The 16,399-nt window shown below is 40.3% G+C and carries 13 protein-coding genes; 5 read left to right on the top strand and 8 right to left on the bottom strand.

What is annotated here, in order from left to right; genetic code table 11:
- Together OLM45_RS02440 and OLM45_RS02445 are read right to left on the bottom strand one after the other, a co-directional pair.
- The gene (locus OLM45_RS02440) at positions 1-351 is read right to left on the bottom strand and encodes a glutaredoxin family protein (protein ID WP_264511674.1); all 351 of its coding nucleotides are present in this window, start codon (positions 349-351) and stop codon (positions 1-3) included.
- A 94-nt stretch (positions 352-445) separates the two neighbouring features.
- Positions 446-3,085: a TonB-dependent receptor gene (locus OLM45_RS02445; RefSeq protein ID WP_264511676.1), complete on the bottom strand. Its 2,640-nt coding sequence runs from the start codon at positions 3,083-3,085 to the stop codon at positions 446-448.
- Positions 3,086-3,244: 159 nt separating this feature from the next.
- Here OLM45_RS02445 and OLM45_RS02450 point away from each other — a divergent pair, with 159 nt between their 5' ends.
- Positions 3,245-4,267, top strand: a complete 1,023-nt coding sequence (locus OLM45_RS02450) for a LacI family DNA-binding transcriptional regulator (RefSeq protein ID WP_264511678.1) — start codon at positions 3,245-3,247, stop codon at positions 4,265-4,267.
- 117 nt (positions 4,268-4,384) lie between these two features.
- Positions 4,385-6,403, top strand: coding sequence for a M13 family metallopeptidase (locus OLM45_RS02455; protein WP_264511680.1), 2,019 nt, complete (start codon positions 4,385-4,387; stop codon positions 6,401-6,403).
- Between the two features lie 290 nt (positions 6,404-6,693).
- Here OLM45_RS02455 and OLM45_RS02460 read toward each other — a convergent pair whose 3' ends face one another.
- From OLM45_RS02460 to OLM45_RS02470, 3 genes are read right to left on the bottom strand one after another with little or no spacing between them, the layout of a single operon-like run.
- Positions 6,694-8,079 (bottom strand): Sau3AI family type II restriction endonuclease, encoded by a 1,386-nt coding sequence (locus OLM45_RS02460; protein ID WP_264511682.1) that lies wholly within the window; start codon positions 8,077-8,079, stop codon positions 6,694-6,696.
- Positions 8,057-9,349 carry a DNA (cytosine-5-)-methyltransferase gene (gene dcm / locus OLM45_RS02465; protein ID WP_264511684.1) on the bottom strand — a complete coding sequence of 431 codons (1,293 nt, stop codon included), beginning with the start codon at positions 9,347-9,349 and terminating at the stop codon, positions 8,057-8,059. The genes OLM45_RS02460 and dcm overlap by 23 nt, the downstream gene beginning before the upstream one ends.
- On the bottom strand, positions 9,339-9,665 hold the full coding sequence (locus tag OLM45_RS02470) for a helix-turn-helix domain-containing protein (RefSeq protein ID WP_264511686.1): 327 nt from the start codon (positions 9,663-9,665) through the stop codon (positions 9,339-9,341). Before OLM45_RS02470 ends, dcm begins: the two co-directional genes overlap by 11 nt.
- An 825-nt stretch (positions 9,666-10,490) precedes the next feature.
- Between OLM45_RS02470 and OLM45_RS02475 the strand changes: the two genes are divergently transcribed.
- Positions 10,491-11,828, top strand: a complete 1,338-nt coding sequence (locus OLM45_RS02475; RefSeq protein WP_264511688.1) for an ammonium transporter — start codon at positions 10,491-10,493, stop codon at positions 11,826-11,828.
- 210 nt (positions 11,829-12,038) lie between these two features.
- A complete protein-coding gene (locus OLM45_RS02480) occupies positions 12,039-12,980 on the top strand; it encodes an L-threonine 3-dehydrogenase (RefSeq protein WP_264511689.1) in 942 nt (313 codons plus the stop codon).
- 52 nt (positions 12,981-13,032) lie between these two features.
- Here OLM45_RS02480 and OLM45_RS02485 read toward each other — a convergent pair whose 3' ends face one another.
- From OLM45_RS02485 to OLM45_RS02495, 3 genes are all read right to left on the bottom strand, one after another.
- Positions 13,033-13,620, bottom strand: a complete 588-nt coding sequence (locus OLM45_RS02485; protein WP_264511691.1) for a hypothetical protein — start codon at positions 13,618-13,620, stop codon at positions 13,033-13,035.
- A 17-nt stretch (positions 13,621-13,637) separates the two neighbouring features.
- Complete coding sequence (locus OLM45_RS02490; protein ID WP_264511692.1) at positions 13,638-14,063, bottom strand: hypothetical protein; 426 nt, start codon at positions 14,061-14,063, stop codon at positions 13,638-13,640.
- An 87-nt stretch (positions 14,064-14,150) separates the two neighbouring features.
- Positions 14,151-14,630, bottom strand: a complete 480-nt coding sequence (locus tag OLM45_RS02495) for a nuclear transport factor 2 family protein (protein ID WP_264511695.1) — start codon at positions 14,628-14,630, stop codon at positions 14,151-14,153.
- Positions 14,631-15,056: 426 nt separating this feature from the next.
- On the opposite strand from OLM45_RS02495, the gene OLM45_RS02500 reads away from it, so the two are divergent.
- A complete protein-coding gene (locus tag OLM45_RS02500) occupies positions 15,057-16,259 on the top strand; it encodes an NAD(P)/FAD-dependent oxidoreductase (RefSeq protein WP_264511697.1) in 1,203 nt (400 codons plus the stop codon).
- Positions 16,260-16,399 lie beyond the last annotated feature (140 nt).

Raw genomic sequence — 16,399 nt, forward strand, 5'->3', positions numbered from 1 at the left:
TTAGTCCAGTTTTTTGAGGAAATCGTCAAAGGGAATGTCATTCATAAACAACACTCCGTATTTATCGATTACAGGAATGGATAGCCCATACGTAGGCATACCCGCTTGTTTCAACTTCGCCAACATTTCGCGAAGCGCCACTGTATCCTTATCGATGTCATAAAACACATACGCAATCTTGCGCTTGTCCAAATAAGCTTTGGTGTCGATACAATAATGGCAATCGGCACTGCCGTATATGATCATTACTTTTTCTTTGGCGGGTTGTGTGGTTACAGCCGTTGAAGGTGTTTGAGCCCAAACAGATCCGCTAAACAAAAAACAAAAGAATACGAAGTATAGAATGCGCATGATATTGATTTTTAGACTACCAATTTACGTAAAAACAATTCCCGCGCCATCTTCTGACGCAGGAATTGCTAACAAAATAAACATGAAAAATATCTTAGAATCGGTAAGCGATTGTTAACGTTGTAGTTCTACCGTTGATAGAACGTGCACGTAAGATATTGTCTTGATTTTCGGTGATGCTTCCTTCTTCAACCTCAGTGATACCGATAGTATCAAAAACGTTGTTTACATTCAAAGTAGCCGAAAGACCTTTTGTCAATTCAACACTTACGAATGGGTTAACATAAGCATAACCGGGCATAACTAACTGATTATTATCTTGTGCGTAAGCTTTTGTAGTACCAATTACTGAGAAACCTACGTTATGTTGTTTTTTACCTCCAAATTTGTAAGAAGGTACGATGTTATAGATGAAATCCGCTTGACGACGTGGACGGTTTCCTTCTACAGATGGATTTAACGCATCAGAAGCAATTTTTGCTTTGGTATACGTAACGTTACCCATAATGTTGAAGTCACTTACACGGTAGCTTCCTTCTAACTCAAGACCCATAGCGTTGTATTCGCGTTGGATTTGACGAATTCCTCCAGCTCCTCCACCGAAATCCCAGTTTTGTTCAGAAACTTTAGAATAGAAAGCTGTTGCATAGAAGGTGTGGTTTTCTCCTTTACGTTTGAAACCAATTTCTGCTTGATCAACCATATCCGCGCTTAATCCATTGATGGCAGCACCTGAGTTTAAGATGTTTGGTCCAAACAATAAACGGTCAGCATTAGCTCTACCACCACGGCTGTAACGTCCAAATACCGATTGGTTTTCATTCATTAAATAGTTCAAACCTAAAGAGTAGGAAGTATAATCATAATCGTAGTTGATTGGTTTACGGTTGGCATTATCTACCACAGAAACACTCACCTCAGGACCATCAATTACACCATTGTTATTTACATCTAAATTAGCGGCTTGAGTAGCACCAGCATAGGTTCCTCTTGCTTTACCTGAATCAAAACGAACACTCGCATCAACCGTTAATTTTTCAGAAGCTTTCCATTGTACCGCTGCATAAGGAGCAGTGATATCGTAGTTGGCATCGTAGTTACGCGTACAACAGTTACCCCAAAGTGGCACACCGTAAGCATATAAACCGTTTGAAGTAGCAGAACCTGCATTCAATAAAGCGGCATTATCGCCTTTTACTTCCATCAAATACGAATTCCATAACCAAGACATGTTAATGTTTTGGAACGCTCTGTAGTAACCAAAAGTTACATCAACATCACCGAATTTTTTAGACAATTTCATGTCGTTTGTGAAGTTGTTGAAGTTGTTGATTTCAGTGTCAAAGGTGTGAATACGCATTGCCAACGCATTGTTGCTGAAGTTTCCACCTGCTGAAGGTCCGTTTGCATACGTTAAATTCGCTACACCAAAAGCACTCGCTAAAGCACCTCCTGTAGAAATCTCTGCTGGGAATAAAGATTCAAAACGACCTTTGATAAAGTTTTGACGGAAACGGTTTTCAATTTTCCAGTCATCACCTAAATCGAACGACATTTCTGCACCAAACGACGTGTTGATTGGGTGCATACCGTCTGCCATATTACTTCTTCTGCGCTCACCATCAGCACCGATAGTAAGGTTGTCTAACATATAAGCACTGTGCGGTGTATCGTGTAAGATATCAAAACCACTTACAGAACTCCAGTTCGGACTAGCATTGGTACCTGATACTTTTACAGGCATTGGCAAATAACCAATTGATTTGTCGTTCAAATATTTTACATACAAACGAACGTATCCATTTTTGAATTCTTTGGTTAAATTCGCTTTGAACTGACCACCTAAATTCGCTGTATATCCTGCATTACGAGGTCCTTCTCCTTGACGGTAGAAACCACCTACGTGGAAACGCAATGTTTCAGTTAATGGAGAACCGTATTCAAAATCAGTACGGGTTTGACCAAAATCCAAACCAACTTGTTGCATTAACGTACCGCCTTCTTTTTTACCATCTTTTGAGATAAAGTTGATGATCCCTGCTGGTGAGTTACTCGCAACCGTTGAAGCCGAACCTCCACGGATTGCTTCTACGCGTGCTAAGGTTTGATCGTTACGAACAAAAATATCCGCATTACCAAACGCTACGTCACCAAACTGCATTACAGGCAAACCATCTTCGTGCAATTGCAAGAATTTAGCTCCTCCAGATGCAATTGGAATACCACGTACTGTAATGTTGGCATTACCCTCACCACCTGTTGGCTCAGCTTTAATACCCGCAATAGAACGGAAGATCTCCGCAGTTGAACGTGGAGCCGCTTGTTCGATTTGCGCAGTATTCACCGAACTCACCGAAACACTCGATTGCAATTTTGTACGTTGACGTACAACCCCTGTTACAACTACTTCATCCAAACTTTTGGAATCATCTTCCATTTGAAAATCGGCCGTCGTGTTTCCTTTTACCGATACTTCTTTTTTAATGGTTTTGTAACCAATGAATGACACGGTTACTGAAGTTGCGCCGTCAGCCAATCCACCGATGCTATAAGCACCACTTTCATTAGTTGTTGTCGATTTTGAACCGGCAGCTACGTTGGCCCCAACCACCGCATTACCTTTCGCATCGGTAACTTTTCCTGACAAAACACCACTTTGAGCAAAAGCTTGCGACACTAGCAATAGCATAGCTAGTAACAGCGATTTCTGCAAAAGATTAGTAATTTTTTTCATTTTTCAGTTTTTAATTGATTATTAATTTGAGTTGATTATTATTTCGAAATTAATTTTTTGGTTAACAGAATATTAAGAATTTCACACCGAAAACGTTTTCGAAAATACCGAAAACGTTTTCGATTTCCGAAATCGATTTTTTTCACCATATTTGTTACAATGAAAGAAGCGACACTCAAACAAATTGCCGAAACCTTAGGAATTTCCATTACTACGGTTTCCAAAGCATTAAAGAATTATCCGGATGTAAGCAACAAAACCCGTAAGGCTGTACATGACCTTGCGCATCAGTTGCAATATACCCCCAATTCGTTTGCCGTGAACCTTCGCACCAAAGAGTCCAAAACCATCGGAGTGATTATTCCCGAATTGGTGCACCACTTTTTCTCCAGTGTCATTGACGGTATTGTGGCCGAAGCCGAAAAGAACGGCTACCTCGTTATCATCCAACAATCCAGCGAATCCGTGGTGATGGAAAAGAGTCAGGTGGAATTGTTGCTCAACAAACGCGTAGACGGTATTGTGATGTCGTTATCCAATGAATCCAACGACGACGAACATTTGAAAGAACTCCTTCGCCGTGGCGTTCCCTTTGTTCAATTTGACAAAATCTCCAAGTTATTAAATAGTTCTAAAGTCATCATCGACGACCAAAAAGCTGCCCTCGAAGCCACAGCCCATTTGATTTCCAAAGGCTGTACGAAAATTGCACACATTCGCGGACCCGTAAATCCGCAAAATGCCATCGACCGTTTTTTGGGCTATAAAAAAGGATTGGAGAAACACGATATTCCCTTCGACCCGTCTTTGGTCTACACCTGTAGTCGGGTTTCTTTCGAAGAAGGCAAAGAATTCGCTGCGCAAATCATCAAAGACCATCCCGATGTGGACGGTATTTTCTGTATTACCGACTTGGTCGCCGTGGGCGTGTTGGCCTATTTCAATGAAAACAACATCAAGGTACCGCAACAAATCAAAGTCATCGGATTTAGTAACTGGTTCATGTCGCAAGTCATCACGCCATCCTTAAGCACCGTTGAACAACCCAGTTACGACATGGGCGTGGCCGCTTTCAATTTATTATTAGAAGAAATGAATGCCCGCAAAGAAAACCGCAGTATGGAACCCAAAACGGTACGTCTTGAAACGCAAATTATTGAGCGGGAATCGACGAGAGCGTGAAAAAGTCGCAGTTCTCAGAAGCTCAGCCTCTCAGCAGCTCAGCCTCTCAGCAGCTCTCCTGTAACATTTTTCCCTAAAAACCTACTTATTCAAACAATCGACTAAAATTACTTCAATATGAAAAAACTAACACTACCGGTCATTGCGTTAGCGGCTTTGGTTACTTCGTGCCAAAAAAGCGAACCGCTTCACTCCGGAATAACGAAAGCCAACATGGATACGTTGGTGAAACCGGGCGATAATTTTGACGCTTATGTCAACGGCAATTGGAGCCGTAAAACCAAAATCCCTGCCGATAAAGCCGCTTATGGTGCCTTTGATATGTTGTTGGACAAATCCGAGAAAGACGTCAAAGAAATCATCCAAGCCGCTGCCAAAAGCAACAGTTCGGCCGGCTCTGAAGAACAAAAGATTGGCGACTTCTACGCCTCGTTCATGGACCGCAAAGGCCGTGATGCAAAAGGCTTGAGTCCGATTCAACCCGAGTGGGCTAAAATCGATGCTTTAAAAGACAACGAAGAATTAGCGGCTTACTTAGGTGCTGCCAACCGTGAAGGTACGCGTGCGCCATTTGGTGTCTTTGTCAATACAGATTATGTGGATCCAACGAAAAACGTGATTATGGCTTGGCAAAGCGGATTGGGACTACCCGATCGCGATTACTATATTGCTACAGCTCCTGAAATGACGAGCATTCGTGCGGCTTATGCCCAACATGTGGAGAAAATGTTGACCTTGGCACAATTCCCCAACGCCAAAGCCGATGCACAAACTATTGTGGCTTTGGAAACGGCGCTAGCAAACATTCATGTGCGCAAAGAAGACAACCGCGATTCCAAGAAATTAAACAACCCGATGACGTTGGAAGCGTTAAAAACGTTGATGCCCAACTTCAACATGAAAACCTACTTGGAAAAAGCAGGTATGAGTAAAGAAAAAACGGTTGTGATTGCACAGCCTTCCTATATGAAAAGCTTGGATGCTTTGATTAAAGCAACCCCCATTGCTACGTGGAAAACTTATTTGAAATGGTCGGTATTAGACGGTGCTGCAGGTTATTTAACAACAGCTTTGGACAACCAAAACTTTGAATTTTACGGCAAAGTATTAAACGGTACCGAAAAACAACGCGACGACTGGAAACGTGCGGTACAAACCGTGAGTGGTGGTTTGGGCGAAATGATTGGAAAATTATATGTAGAAAAACATTTCTCACCTGAAGCCAAAGAACGCATGACGGTAATGGTGAAAAACCTATTGAAAGCCTATGCCGAAAGCATCCAAAAATTGGATTGGATGAGTGCAACTACGAAGAAAGAAGCCTTGAAAAAAGTGGACAAGTTCATGATTAAGATTGGCTACCCAGATAAATGGCGGGATTACTCGTCGTTGACCATTGCGAAAAACGACTTATACGGCAACATGCAACGTTGTGCCGCTTATGAATACCAACGTAATTTGGACAAATTGGGCAAACCTGTGGACCGCACGGAATGGGGCATGACACCACAAACGGTAAATGCGTATTACAACCCATCGTTAAACGAGATTGTATTCCCAGCGGCTATTTTACAACCGCCGTTCTTTGATATGAACGCTGACGATGCCGTGAACTATGGAGGAATTGGTGCGGTAATTGGTCACGAAATTGGACACGGTTTTGATGACGAAGGAAGTACTTTTGACGGTGACGGTAAATTGCGCAACTGGTGGACGCCAGCTGATTTAGCTGCATTTAAAAAGAAAACCGGTGCGTTAGTGGCGCAATACAACAGCTTTGAGGCTCTACCTAAATTATTTGTCAACGGACAATATACTTTAGGGGAAAACATTGGTGACTTGGGCGGATTAAGCATTGCGATCAAAGCCTATAAAATGAGTTTAGACGGCAAAGAAGCACCTAAAATGGATGGCTTTACGGGCATCCAACGTGTATTCTTAGGTTGGGGTCAGGTATGGCTAGACAAATCCCGTCCGGAAGCCATTCGTTCGCAGATTGCAGCCGACCCACATTCACCGGCCAAGTTCCGTATCAACGGTGTGGTGCGCAACATCCCCGAATTCTATGAAGCCTTCAACGTAAAACCCGGCGATTCTTTATACCTCGCTCCCAACCAACGCGTGAAGATTTGGTAGTGAGAGTCGTAAGTCAGAAAGTCGTAAGTCGTAAGTCGTAAGTCGTGAAAGACGGAAACTTGAAACTTGAAACTTGAAACCTGAAACTTAAAAAAAATCCCCTGCAGTTGTGTGGGGGATTTTTTTATACAAACTTCACACCGTCTTTACCTAAACCTAACGCTGCTCCCCGTTCTTTGCCCCGTGAAAGTAACCCCGTTTGCCCTTTCATTTCATACAGAATTAAAAAGATTGGTTAGTTGTAATCCCCCGCAGGTGTGTGGGGGATTTTTTGTAAAAAATATACCTACTTACTTTAAATATATTTCATCTCTTACATAAGAACTATTCAACCAAAAACAGTGTTTAGTATATTTTTTTAAACCTGTCAATTTATCTTCTACTGGTAATGGGTAAGTATCATTTGCATTGATTGCATGCGGTCTAACGTGAGAAACTTTGTTTAAGGTTTTACTCAAAAAATTAGTCCTACGTTTACCATTGATGACTTCTTTAACGATATTGCCATCAGCTACTATTTGTTTAGTTTTTTCCCAAACCTTTTGTGCTTCTAAAATATCACCATAAGGCATATTCCAAAATTTCACCTTTTTGAGAATCAGTTTATCATTTTCAATTTGAAAAAAAACAAATAGGAATTTATGTTCTAGAATATCTTTAAAATTGGATTCATCCCATTCTTCTAGTACAATTTGTTCAAATTTAAAATTGGAAAATGAAATGTCTTCTTTAGGGGTATTGTTTGATTTTAATCGGACTGTTTTTACATTAATTTCAGCTTTCTCAAATTCTTCAATTTCTTTGTCTAACTCTACACCTAAAATTGCTTTAGTTAAATTAGCATAATAGTTTTTAGCTTTTTTATTTAAGTTAATATTTAAAACTTTTTCAATATCAATAGTTGTCAATTCATAATATGGTTCAAATTTAGAAATAACAATTTCTTCAATTGTCGCTTTTTTTACAGTATCAATAGAATCAATTAATTTTCCATAAACTTCATTTGATCCTTTTGAAATAGTTGCGATTATATGATTTACATAGCCTTGTTTAAATGAAAAAGCTCTTTGTTTAGCTGGAAGTGTCGAATTAGGCTGCATTTTTATAGTAGATGCGTTTGCGCCTTTTGTACATGCACCCAAATAAAATGTATCTCCTTCAGAGAGTTCATGTGCTCTTCCGGCAACTATTTTATTTTTTATTATTTCCCAATCTCTCTTGATTATTTCTAAATCTGTTTGAGGAATATTCCATTCGTCTACTAATTTTATAACTAAATCTAAAATATCAACTCCCTTTTCGTATAAATAAAAAACTAAAAGTATGTTCGAATTTTTTTTTATTACGTCACTATCTTCAAAATTTTCATCAACTACTTTAAAATAGTTGATAATGCTAAGTACCAAACGTTCTTTTGATCTGTACTCATTATTTTTTAAAAGTTTTAGTGGTGAGGTTTTTAATTCCAATCCTATTTGAGAAAAGTCAGCTTCTGCTTTTGAATTAGGATCATATCCAAAATAAAATTTTTCTATAACCTGGCCAAAATTACCTTTTCCTAAATAGGAATGTTCTAATACTTCTGGAGTACAAGCTTGACGTAAAGATATATTTTTTAATCTTTTTGCATATTCAAGAACAGACTCTTTATTGTTAGGATTGTACAATAATTCCATTTTCAATTTTACTACATAAACTTATTCCTACTCTCTCTATTACTCCTACAACTAATGCATTCCCCATAAAAAAAGCTCGCTTTGTATCTGAAACTCCTTCAAGTTGAGTGTGATTATCAGGAAACATATTTAATCGTTCCAATTCTACGGGTGATAGTCTTCTAAATCCTTTTGGTGTTTGAATTACATGTTTAAATCTAGAAGGAGATTTTCCTCCTTCACCAGTAATAATAGTCCTAGAAGGCTTGTCCAGTGGGTCAGGAAAAATCATACCACCTTCACTGTAATGATATTCAAATCCTTGTGCATTTTTACGCATTTCTTTTTTTGCTCCCTTTAAATAATTCCACTTATCGATATCTTCATTATTAATGTAAAATTCTGAGGTAACTTCACCATTTTGAATAATATCACCTAAGAATGTAAAATTACCATCGTAGTATGGTTTAGTTTTAATAGTTGTTACTAATCCATCAATCATTATACCGGAATTTTCAAACATTCCTAAGCTACCTTTTTTATTAAAATTTTCAGAAATGGAAACAATATCACCTACTAATTCAAATTCATTCGGAACTAGTGAATACTCAGTTTGTACAGGAAAAGCTTCAGCGAATGTACCTTCTTCTAATATCCATTCTATTGGATTGGATTCCTTTATGTTATCATATATTTCAGTCCCTTTCAAATAGGCCAAAATAAACACTCTTCTTCTTCTTTGAGGCATTCCATAGTCTGCAGCATTCACAACTCTCCATTCTACAATATACCCCAACTCATTTAAGCTTTGAAGAATGATTGCAAAATCTCTACCTCTTTGTCCAGAAGGTGAAATCAATAATCTATCAACATTTTCTAAAAATAAGTATTTTGGCTTGGTTTCTTTTTCAGACAATATCTTATGAATGCTCCACCATAGAACACCTTTTTTTCCTATTAATCCTTTTGAATTTTTTAATGTAGTGGCAACTGAATAATCTTGACATGGAAAACCTCCAACCAATAAATCATGATCTGGAATGTTGGCTACTTCAACTTGAGCAATATCTTCATTTGAATGATGCTTATTACCAAATCTATTTTCATAAACTAATGACGCATGTTGTGTCTTTGTAGAAGGTTCCCATTGATTACTCCAAACTATTTTAAAAGGTGAACTCATTTTTTTCTTATACCCAGAAGACGCAGACTTTCCATTCCATCCTTCTAATCCAAGACGAAATCCACCAACTCCTGCAAACAATTCTACGACTTTAATTTCATTTTTCATTTTGAATATTTTTTAGGTATTTTATCTTCTCTTCAGCAACTTTTAAGATACTCAAATCTGCTTCTTCATCAATTATTTTATAAGCAATTATATCACTTAAATAATCGTTCTGTAATTCTCTCTCCTCAACTTTAAAAAAAACAGAGACCTGTTTAATAATATTTTTTGTAGGTTGTCTTTCATTACGTTCGATTTTAGCTAATAACGAAGTATCTATTCCTATTTGATCTGAAACATACTTTAAGGTTAAACCTGAGTCCTCTCTAAGAGTCCTCAAATGTTCACCAAAAGATTTCAATTTTAATGCCGTTGTCATATTGGTCAATTTATGTCCAAATTTAATAAAATCAACTGCTTTTTGGACATAATTAGTCCAATAAAGTTTTTAACAATGAAATACTTTTTGAACTAATCAAATGAAATATCATCCCCACCACCACCCATCCTACTACTTCGGACTAACCTCGTATCAACCCCGCATCATCTTCGCTTTAACGTCGTGGTTAACTAATATATACCTTTTGGTAAAGGTTACTATACCTTTACTATAAGTCGTACAAAAGATTTCAAAAAATAGGAATTATGAGTTATGAATTAGGGATGCTTGTGGATGTGAAGTTAGAGGAAAGAATAGTCGTATGTCATAAGTCGTATGTCAACAAACACATAACGCCTAATTCATAATTTATAATTCATAATTCATAACTTCTTCCAGTCATCTCCCAGTCATCTTGCGGTTTACTTCGGTATTCTGCCACGGTTGTGCCACAGTTGTGCCACTAAACCATAGGTAAAAGGTAATAGGAATAGCTTCAAAATGGAGCGAAAATGGGAGGAATACAAAAGGAAAGGGCTTTGAAAGTTGCTGAGCTGCTGAGCAGTGAGCAGTCAACAGTGGTCAGTGATCAGTAATCAGCTAACAGTAATCAGTTGTGAATTCCTTCATATTCTAACGTCTAATGTCTAACGTCCAAAGTCTAACGACTACTACAAAAAAATCGTTTTCGAATTTACAACCCCATAAAAAAACTCCTTCTTTTTTGATAAACTCACAAAAATGAAACTACACCCCCTAATTTTTGATTCAATTTTTATTAAAATGCTGTTTGTTTTGTAATTTTACCCTACACAACACAAGGGTATGGGATTAGAAAAACGTTGGATCTCCGCATTTGTCATGATTACGGTCGTAGCGATCGCCGGACTCGTTTGGCCGCATGCCGAACCCGTCGTTGGGGCTACCTTTGGCTCCACCGACCAACTTCAAACGGCCGATATCGCTTGGATTCTTACCTCTTCCTGTTTGGTGCTACTCATGACGCCCGGACTGTCGTTTTTCTACGGCGGAATGGTGGGTAAGAAGAACGTAATCTCCACCATGCTCAAGAGTTTTATCTGCCTGGGCGTCATCAGTTTGATTTGGGTGGTTGTTGGGTTTAGTCTGTCCTTTGGTGACCCCATCGGCATTACCCTTGACGGGAAATACTATGGCCTTTTTGGCAACCCAACCGACTTTGCCTTCTTCGATCAGGTATCCTTTTTGCCTCATAAATCGCTCGGAAGTACGCTTCCCTTTATTTTGTATGCGTTGTTTCAAATGAAATTTGCCGTCATCACGCCCGCTATCATTACGGGAGCGCTGGCCGAACGCATACGCTTTATCTCGTTTCTTTTATTTATCGCTTTGTTCACCCTACTCATCTACGCACCGTTATGCCACATGATTTGGCACCCTCACGGCCTCCTCGGCGGCTATTTCGGTGTGAAGGATTTTGCCGGCGGCACCGTCGTTCACATGAGCGCCGGGTTTGCCGCACTGGCAGGGGTAATCGTTTTGGGAAAACGCCAAAACAGCGAACATATTCCGACCAATATTCCGTTTGTGCTGCTTGGTACCGGACTCCTATGGTTTGGCTGGTTTGGATTCAATGCAGGTTCAGCACTAGCTGCCAACGCTACCGCCGCACTCGCTTTTGCAACCACTACCGTAGCCTCTGCAGCCGCCATGCTCACTTGGGTGTTCTTTGACCGATTGAACGGACGCAAGGTTTCGGCCCTCGGCGCGTGTATTGGCGCTGTGGTCGGACTCGTAGCCATCACCCCATCCGCGGGGTATGTGACCCTCCCGCAGAGTATTTTCTTCGGATTTGTAACCGCCCTGGTGTCCAACACCATGGTGTACTGGAAACGCTTAAAACAAATTGACGATACCCTAGATGTGTTTGCCTGTCACGGAGTGGGCGGAATTATGGGAATGATTCTCACCGCCCTTTTCGCGCAGGGGGAAAACGCCAGCCTACTCTACGGCGGCTGGTCGGTGTTTGGCCACCACATGATGGCATTGGTATTGGTGTCGGCCTTTACCTTTGGCGGTGCTTACCTCCTCTTTAAATTCACCAACTTCCTTATTCCCATTCGCGTAAGCCAAGAATCGGAACAACTGGGACTGGACTTGTCGCAGCACGGGGAGAAGGTGTGATTTTGATTTGAAAATTTGAAGATTTGAAGATTTGAGGATTTGAGGATTTGAAAATGAATCTTTCTATTGACGTGTTAACTTAAAAACCTTCCATTCCTTTTCATTTCTTTCTAACGACTAATGTCTAAAGTCTACAGTCTAAACTTGAAACTTGAAACATTAAACTTGAAACATTAATCTCCTATCTTTGCCCTACAAACAAACCACTACATGACCACAAAAATTTTAATCATTGGTGCCTGTGGACAGATAGGTACTGAATTGACAACACAACTACGTGCACAATACGGTGTAGACAATGTTGTGGCTTCGGATATTCGGAAGCTCAACAACGACATTGTGAATACGGGTATTTTTGAAGTTGTCAACGCGCTTGACTACAATCAAATCGAACATTTAATTGAGAAATACCAGATTACCGACGTGTATTTGATGGCGGCTTTACTTTCGGCTACGGCAGAAAAGAACCCTGCTTTTGCTTGGGATTTGAACATGAATTCCTTGTTTCACGTGTTGAATTTGGCGAAAGCCGGAAAAATCAAAAAGATCTTTTGGCCCTCAAGTATTGCGGTATTTGGCCCAACTACGCCGAGAGAAAACACGCCTCAGTATACCATTATGGAACCGACCACGGTCTACGGTATTTCGAAACAAACTGGGGAACGTTGGTGTGAATACTACCACCACCAATACGGCGTCGATGTGCGTAGTATCCGTTACCCCGGCTTAATCAGTTGGACCTCCGAACCAGGAGGTGGTACCACCGATTATGCGGTTGACATTTACCACAAAGCTTTGGAGGACGGGAAATACGAATGTTTTTTACGCGATGATTCCAAACTGCCGATGATGTATATGGAAGATGCCATTCGTGCGACAATTGAAATCATGCAAGCCGACGCGGAGGCGATAAAAATACGCTCGTCTTACAACTTAGCGGGCATCAGTTTTACTCCGGCAGAAATTGCCGCCGAAATCACGAAACACATTCCTGATTTCACGATTACCTATAAACCCGATTTCCGTCAAAAGATTGCGGATTCCTGGCCTGCCTCTATTGACGACTCGTGTGCACGCTCCGATTGGGGTTGGAAACACGAATACGACATGAGTGCAATGACCCAAGTGATGTTGGACAACTTACGAAAATAACAAAATCAAAAAGGCCTCCCTAGGGAGGCCTTTTCACTCTAAACAAAAACTACTATTGTTGAACAATAGGCGCTCGTAACGATTCCAATACCGCAACGATATCGGTATATAATTCGGTATTAGCGGCTACACCATTTTGCTGTGCTGCAGCACCTACATACCCTACAAATTTGTCATAATTAGCATTGGTTGATTTCACACCCATACGTGGATTCGTAGCTGGGTTGTGTGCATCGACCATGTTCAATCCATTGTAGGTATTCACAGGATTGGTTCCTCCAGTATTGAAGGAGAAGAAATCGGTTAAATTGTCAACCAAAATAGCCAAGTTGGTGGTGTTTCCTGCACCTACCTCAGCCAAAACTGGGGCAAAGTGCGCACCAAGATTACCCGAAGCACCGGCTTGAATGTCGGCTACGATAAGACCCACTGTTGAGTTCACTACTTTACGGTAGCTCAAGCGACCTTGTTCAATCATTTGACCTGGATTATCAGGGTCAGATACCATAGTGGTTCCGCCTAAACGCGCATAGATGGAAGGTTTCGCGGGAGTGCTATTGTCATCATCATTACTACATGAAGTGGCAAAAGCGGCTGCAATCAATACAGCGACGAGGGAGGTTTGTTTCAAAAATTTCATAGCAATTTATATTTGTGTTAATTAAAGATTCCTTGTACAAAAGACGAGAAGCGGTAGCTCCAACTGTCTTTTTTAATCACGGGGCACACTTGTGCGTTGGCCAATTCTGCAGGTACTACAAAGCGCTGTGCTTTGTAATCGCCTTTATTCATCAATTGATCAAAAACTTGTTGGGAGTTGGCCACCGTGTTATCATGAAAATAGACCACTACATTATTTTTCACAATAATATCGCTTTTCACCCCGGGGATGGCATGGAGTTGGTCTTTGATCTGAGAAGCCATAGTCGTATCTAAGGGTTGATCGAAGTCGATACGACTAATTTGTATGTGGGCGTTCTCGATAGGTTTAGCGGTAGCAATATGGGCTACCAAGATTATAAACAGGAGCAAAAAGGTACCGAGCAGCGAACCTATAATCACTTTTAATTTTTTCCGTTTCATTTTTGTTTAGTTTTTGTTTACAACACTATATACGGAGAAAAATAAAAGTCGGTTTTATCCGAATAAAAAAAGTTCCCGAAGGAACTCTTATTTTTTAGAAAGCTGCTGTATTAGTGGATCTTCAATAGGCGCTTTTATTTTGATCACGGCATCGGTGGTGTCGTTGGGTATGGTCATGGACAGGACATAGTGTTTGATTTTCCATCCTTGCGGAGTTAATACCAGCACACCACTTCCGCGACAGATTTTCATTTGGGTATTAAGTAATTCGTCAAACCACGCCATCTTGCCATCGGCAGAAAAAAAGATATGACGTTCCAAAGCGGCAAAGTTCCAAGCTTTCCCCTTATCAAAATAGGGCTTAGCAAAGGCTTTGAATGCGTTTTTGTCCCAATTTTCTGTAGCATCGGTACCGATAAAAATCGATTCGTCATCCATTGCATCAAAGTACGCGTTGAAGTTGGCCGTAGCTGCCGCTTTGTGCCAATTGTCCAGCAATTGATTGACCGCTTCTTTTGGGGTTTGCGCCAAAGCGATGGTCGTGAGGAAAAGGAAAAGGTGTTTCATGGGTGTAGAATTTAGACGTTAGACTTTAGACATTAGACGTTAGACGTTTGACGTTTGACGTTTGAAAGGTACAAAAAAGACAAATGTGGTAAGTCTGAAATATGAAGATCGTCTAGAGGTGAATTGAAAGATTAATTTTCAAATTCACAAATTTTCAAATTTTCAAATTAAAAAGGCACTTGACTACAGCCCCGGTAGAGCCGGTATCCTCCCGACCATCGGAAGGGAGATAAAGGCGAAAACGGGAAGGCACTTGATAGAATACCCAACGTGTGCTGCCTTATAAAAATTAGACCCATTATCGATTACTATTGACTAACGTCCAACGTCTAAAGACTAATGTCTCAAAACTACCTCCCTATGTAACACAAGTCACCGACCACGCCATTTTGTAAGTGTACCTTTACACTATAAAATCATTGGGTTATGAAAACTACAGTAATCGTTGGTGGAAGTTTTGCAGGAATGACCGCCGCATTGGAATTAAAACGCAAAGGGAAAAACGAACATCGTGTGATTTTAATTGACAAATCTCCCCTATTCCTTTTCATCCCTTCTTTGATTTGGGTACCTTTTAAACGAAGAGATATTAAAGACATTTCTTTTCGAAAAGATACCATTTTACAACGTAAAGGTGTAGAGTTTGTTCAAGCTGAAGCCCTTACCGTTGATACGCAAAAACAACTTGTGGTTACCGATAAAGGTGAGTTTGCTTACGATCATTTGGTGGTAGCTACTGGACCAAAAGTGAAATACGACATTGCGCCAGGGGTAGAAGAATTTGCCCACTACATTGGCACGCCCAACGGTGCGATGAAAACCCGAAAAGCCTTAGAAGAATTCAAAAAGAATCCAGGGCCCGTAGTTATTGGTGCCACACAAAATGCGGGTTGCATGGGTGCTGCCTATGAATTTTTATTCAATATGGAAAAATGGCTGCGCGAACAAAACATTCGTAAGAAAGTCGATTTGCACTGGGTGACACCCGAAGATTATTTGGGTCACTTTGGTATAGACGGCATGCCCTTAGCAGAAAGCATGTTGAAAGGGTTTATGAAGATGTTTAACATTCATTTCCATACGCAAGTGGGCATTGGTGAAGTGAAAGAAGACCAAGTTATTCTCACAGATGGCACTGTATTGGAATCTCGTTTCACGATGTTAATGCCGCCGTTTATTGGGGTTGACTTTGTGACACATTCTCCCAGTTTATTGGCGACACCCAACGGATACATTCCGGTAGGTGATGATTACCGTCACCGCGAACTCCCCAATGTTTGGGCAGCAGGTATTGCTGTTGATGTAAAACTCCCTTTTACTCCAGCGAAAGTTCCTTTTGCTTCACCCAAAACAGGGTATCCCTCTGATGAAACGGGTAAAATCGTAGCTGAAAATATTCTTCGTGTTTCACGCGGAGAACAAAAATTAAAAGAAAAAGCGTGGGGTAAAATTCCCGGCGTTTGCATCATGGACTGTGGCAAAAAAGAAGTGATTATTTTTTCCAATCATTTATTTAAACCCCGCACCATTGCATTGATGATCCCTAATGTGTTGTATGATTTCTCTAAAATATTATTAGAAAAATACTTCCTCTGGAAAACACGCCGCGGATTATCTTACCTCCCATAAGTTGCACTCTAAACCCGATGGAAGAAAAGGAACCTTGAAGCAATTCGGGGTTCCTTTTTTAATTGGAAGTGGTAAGGCATAGAGGATGTACTTCAAAACTTACCAAATGTTTAACTCAATTACTCCAAACTAGTTTCTTA

The organism is Flavobacterium sp. N1719, assembly GCF_025947045.1.
GTDB classification, from domain to species: Bacteria; Bacteroidota; Bacteroidia; order Flavobacteriales; family Flavobacteriaceae; genus Flavobacterium; species Flavobacterium stagni.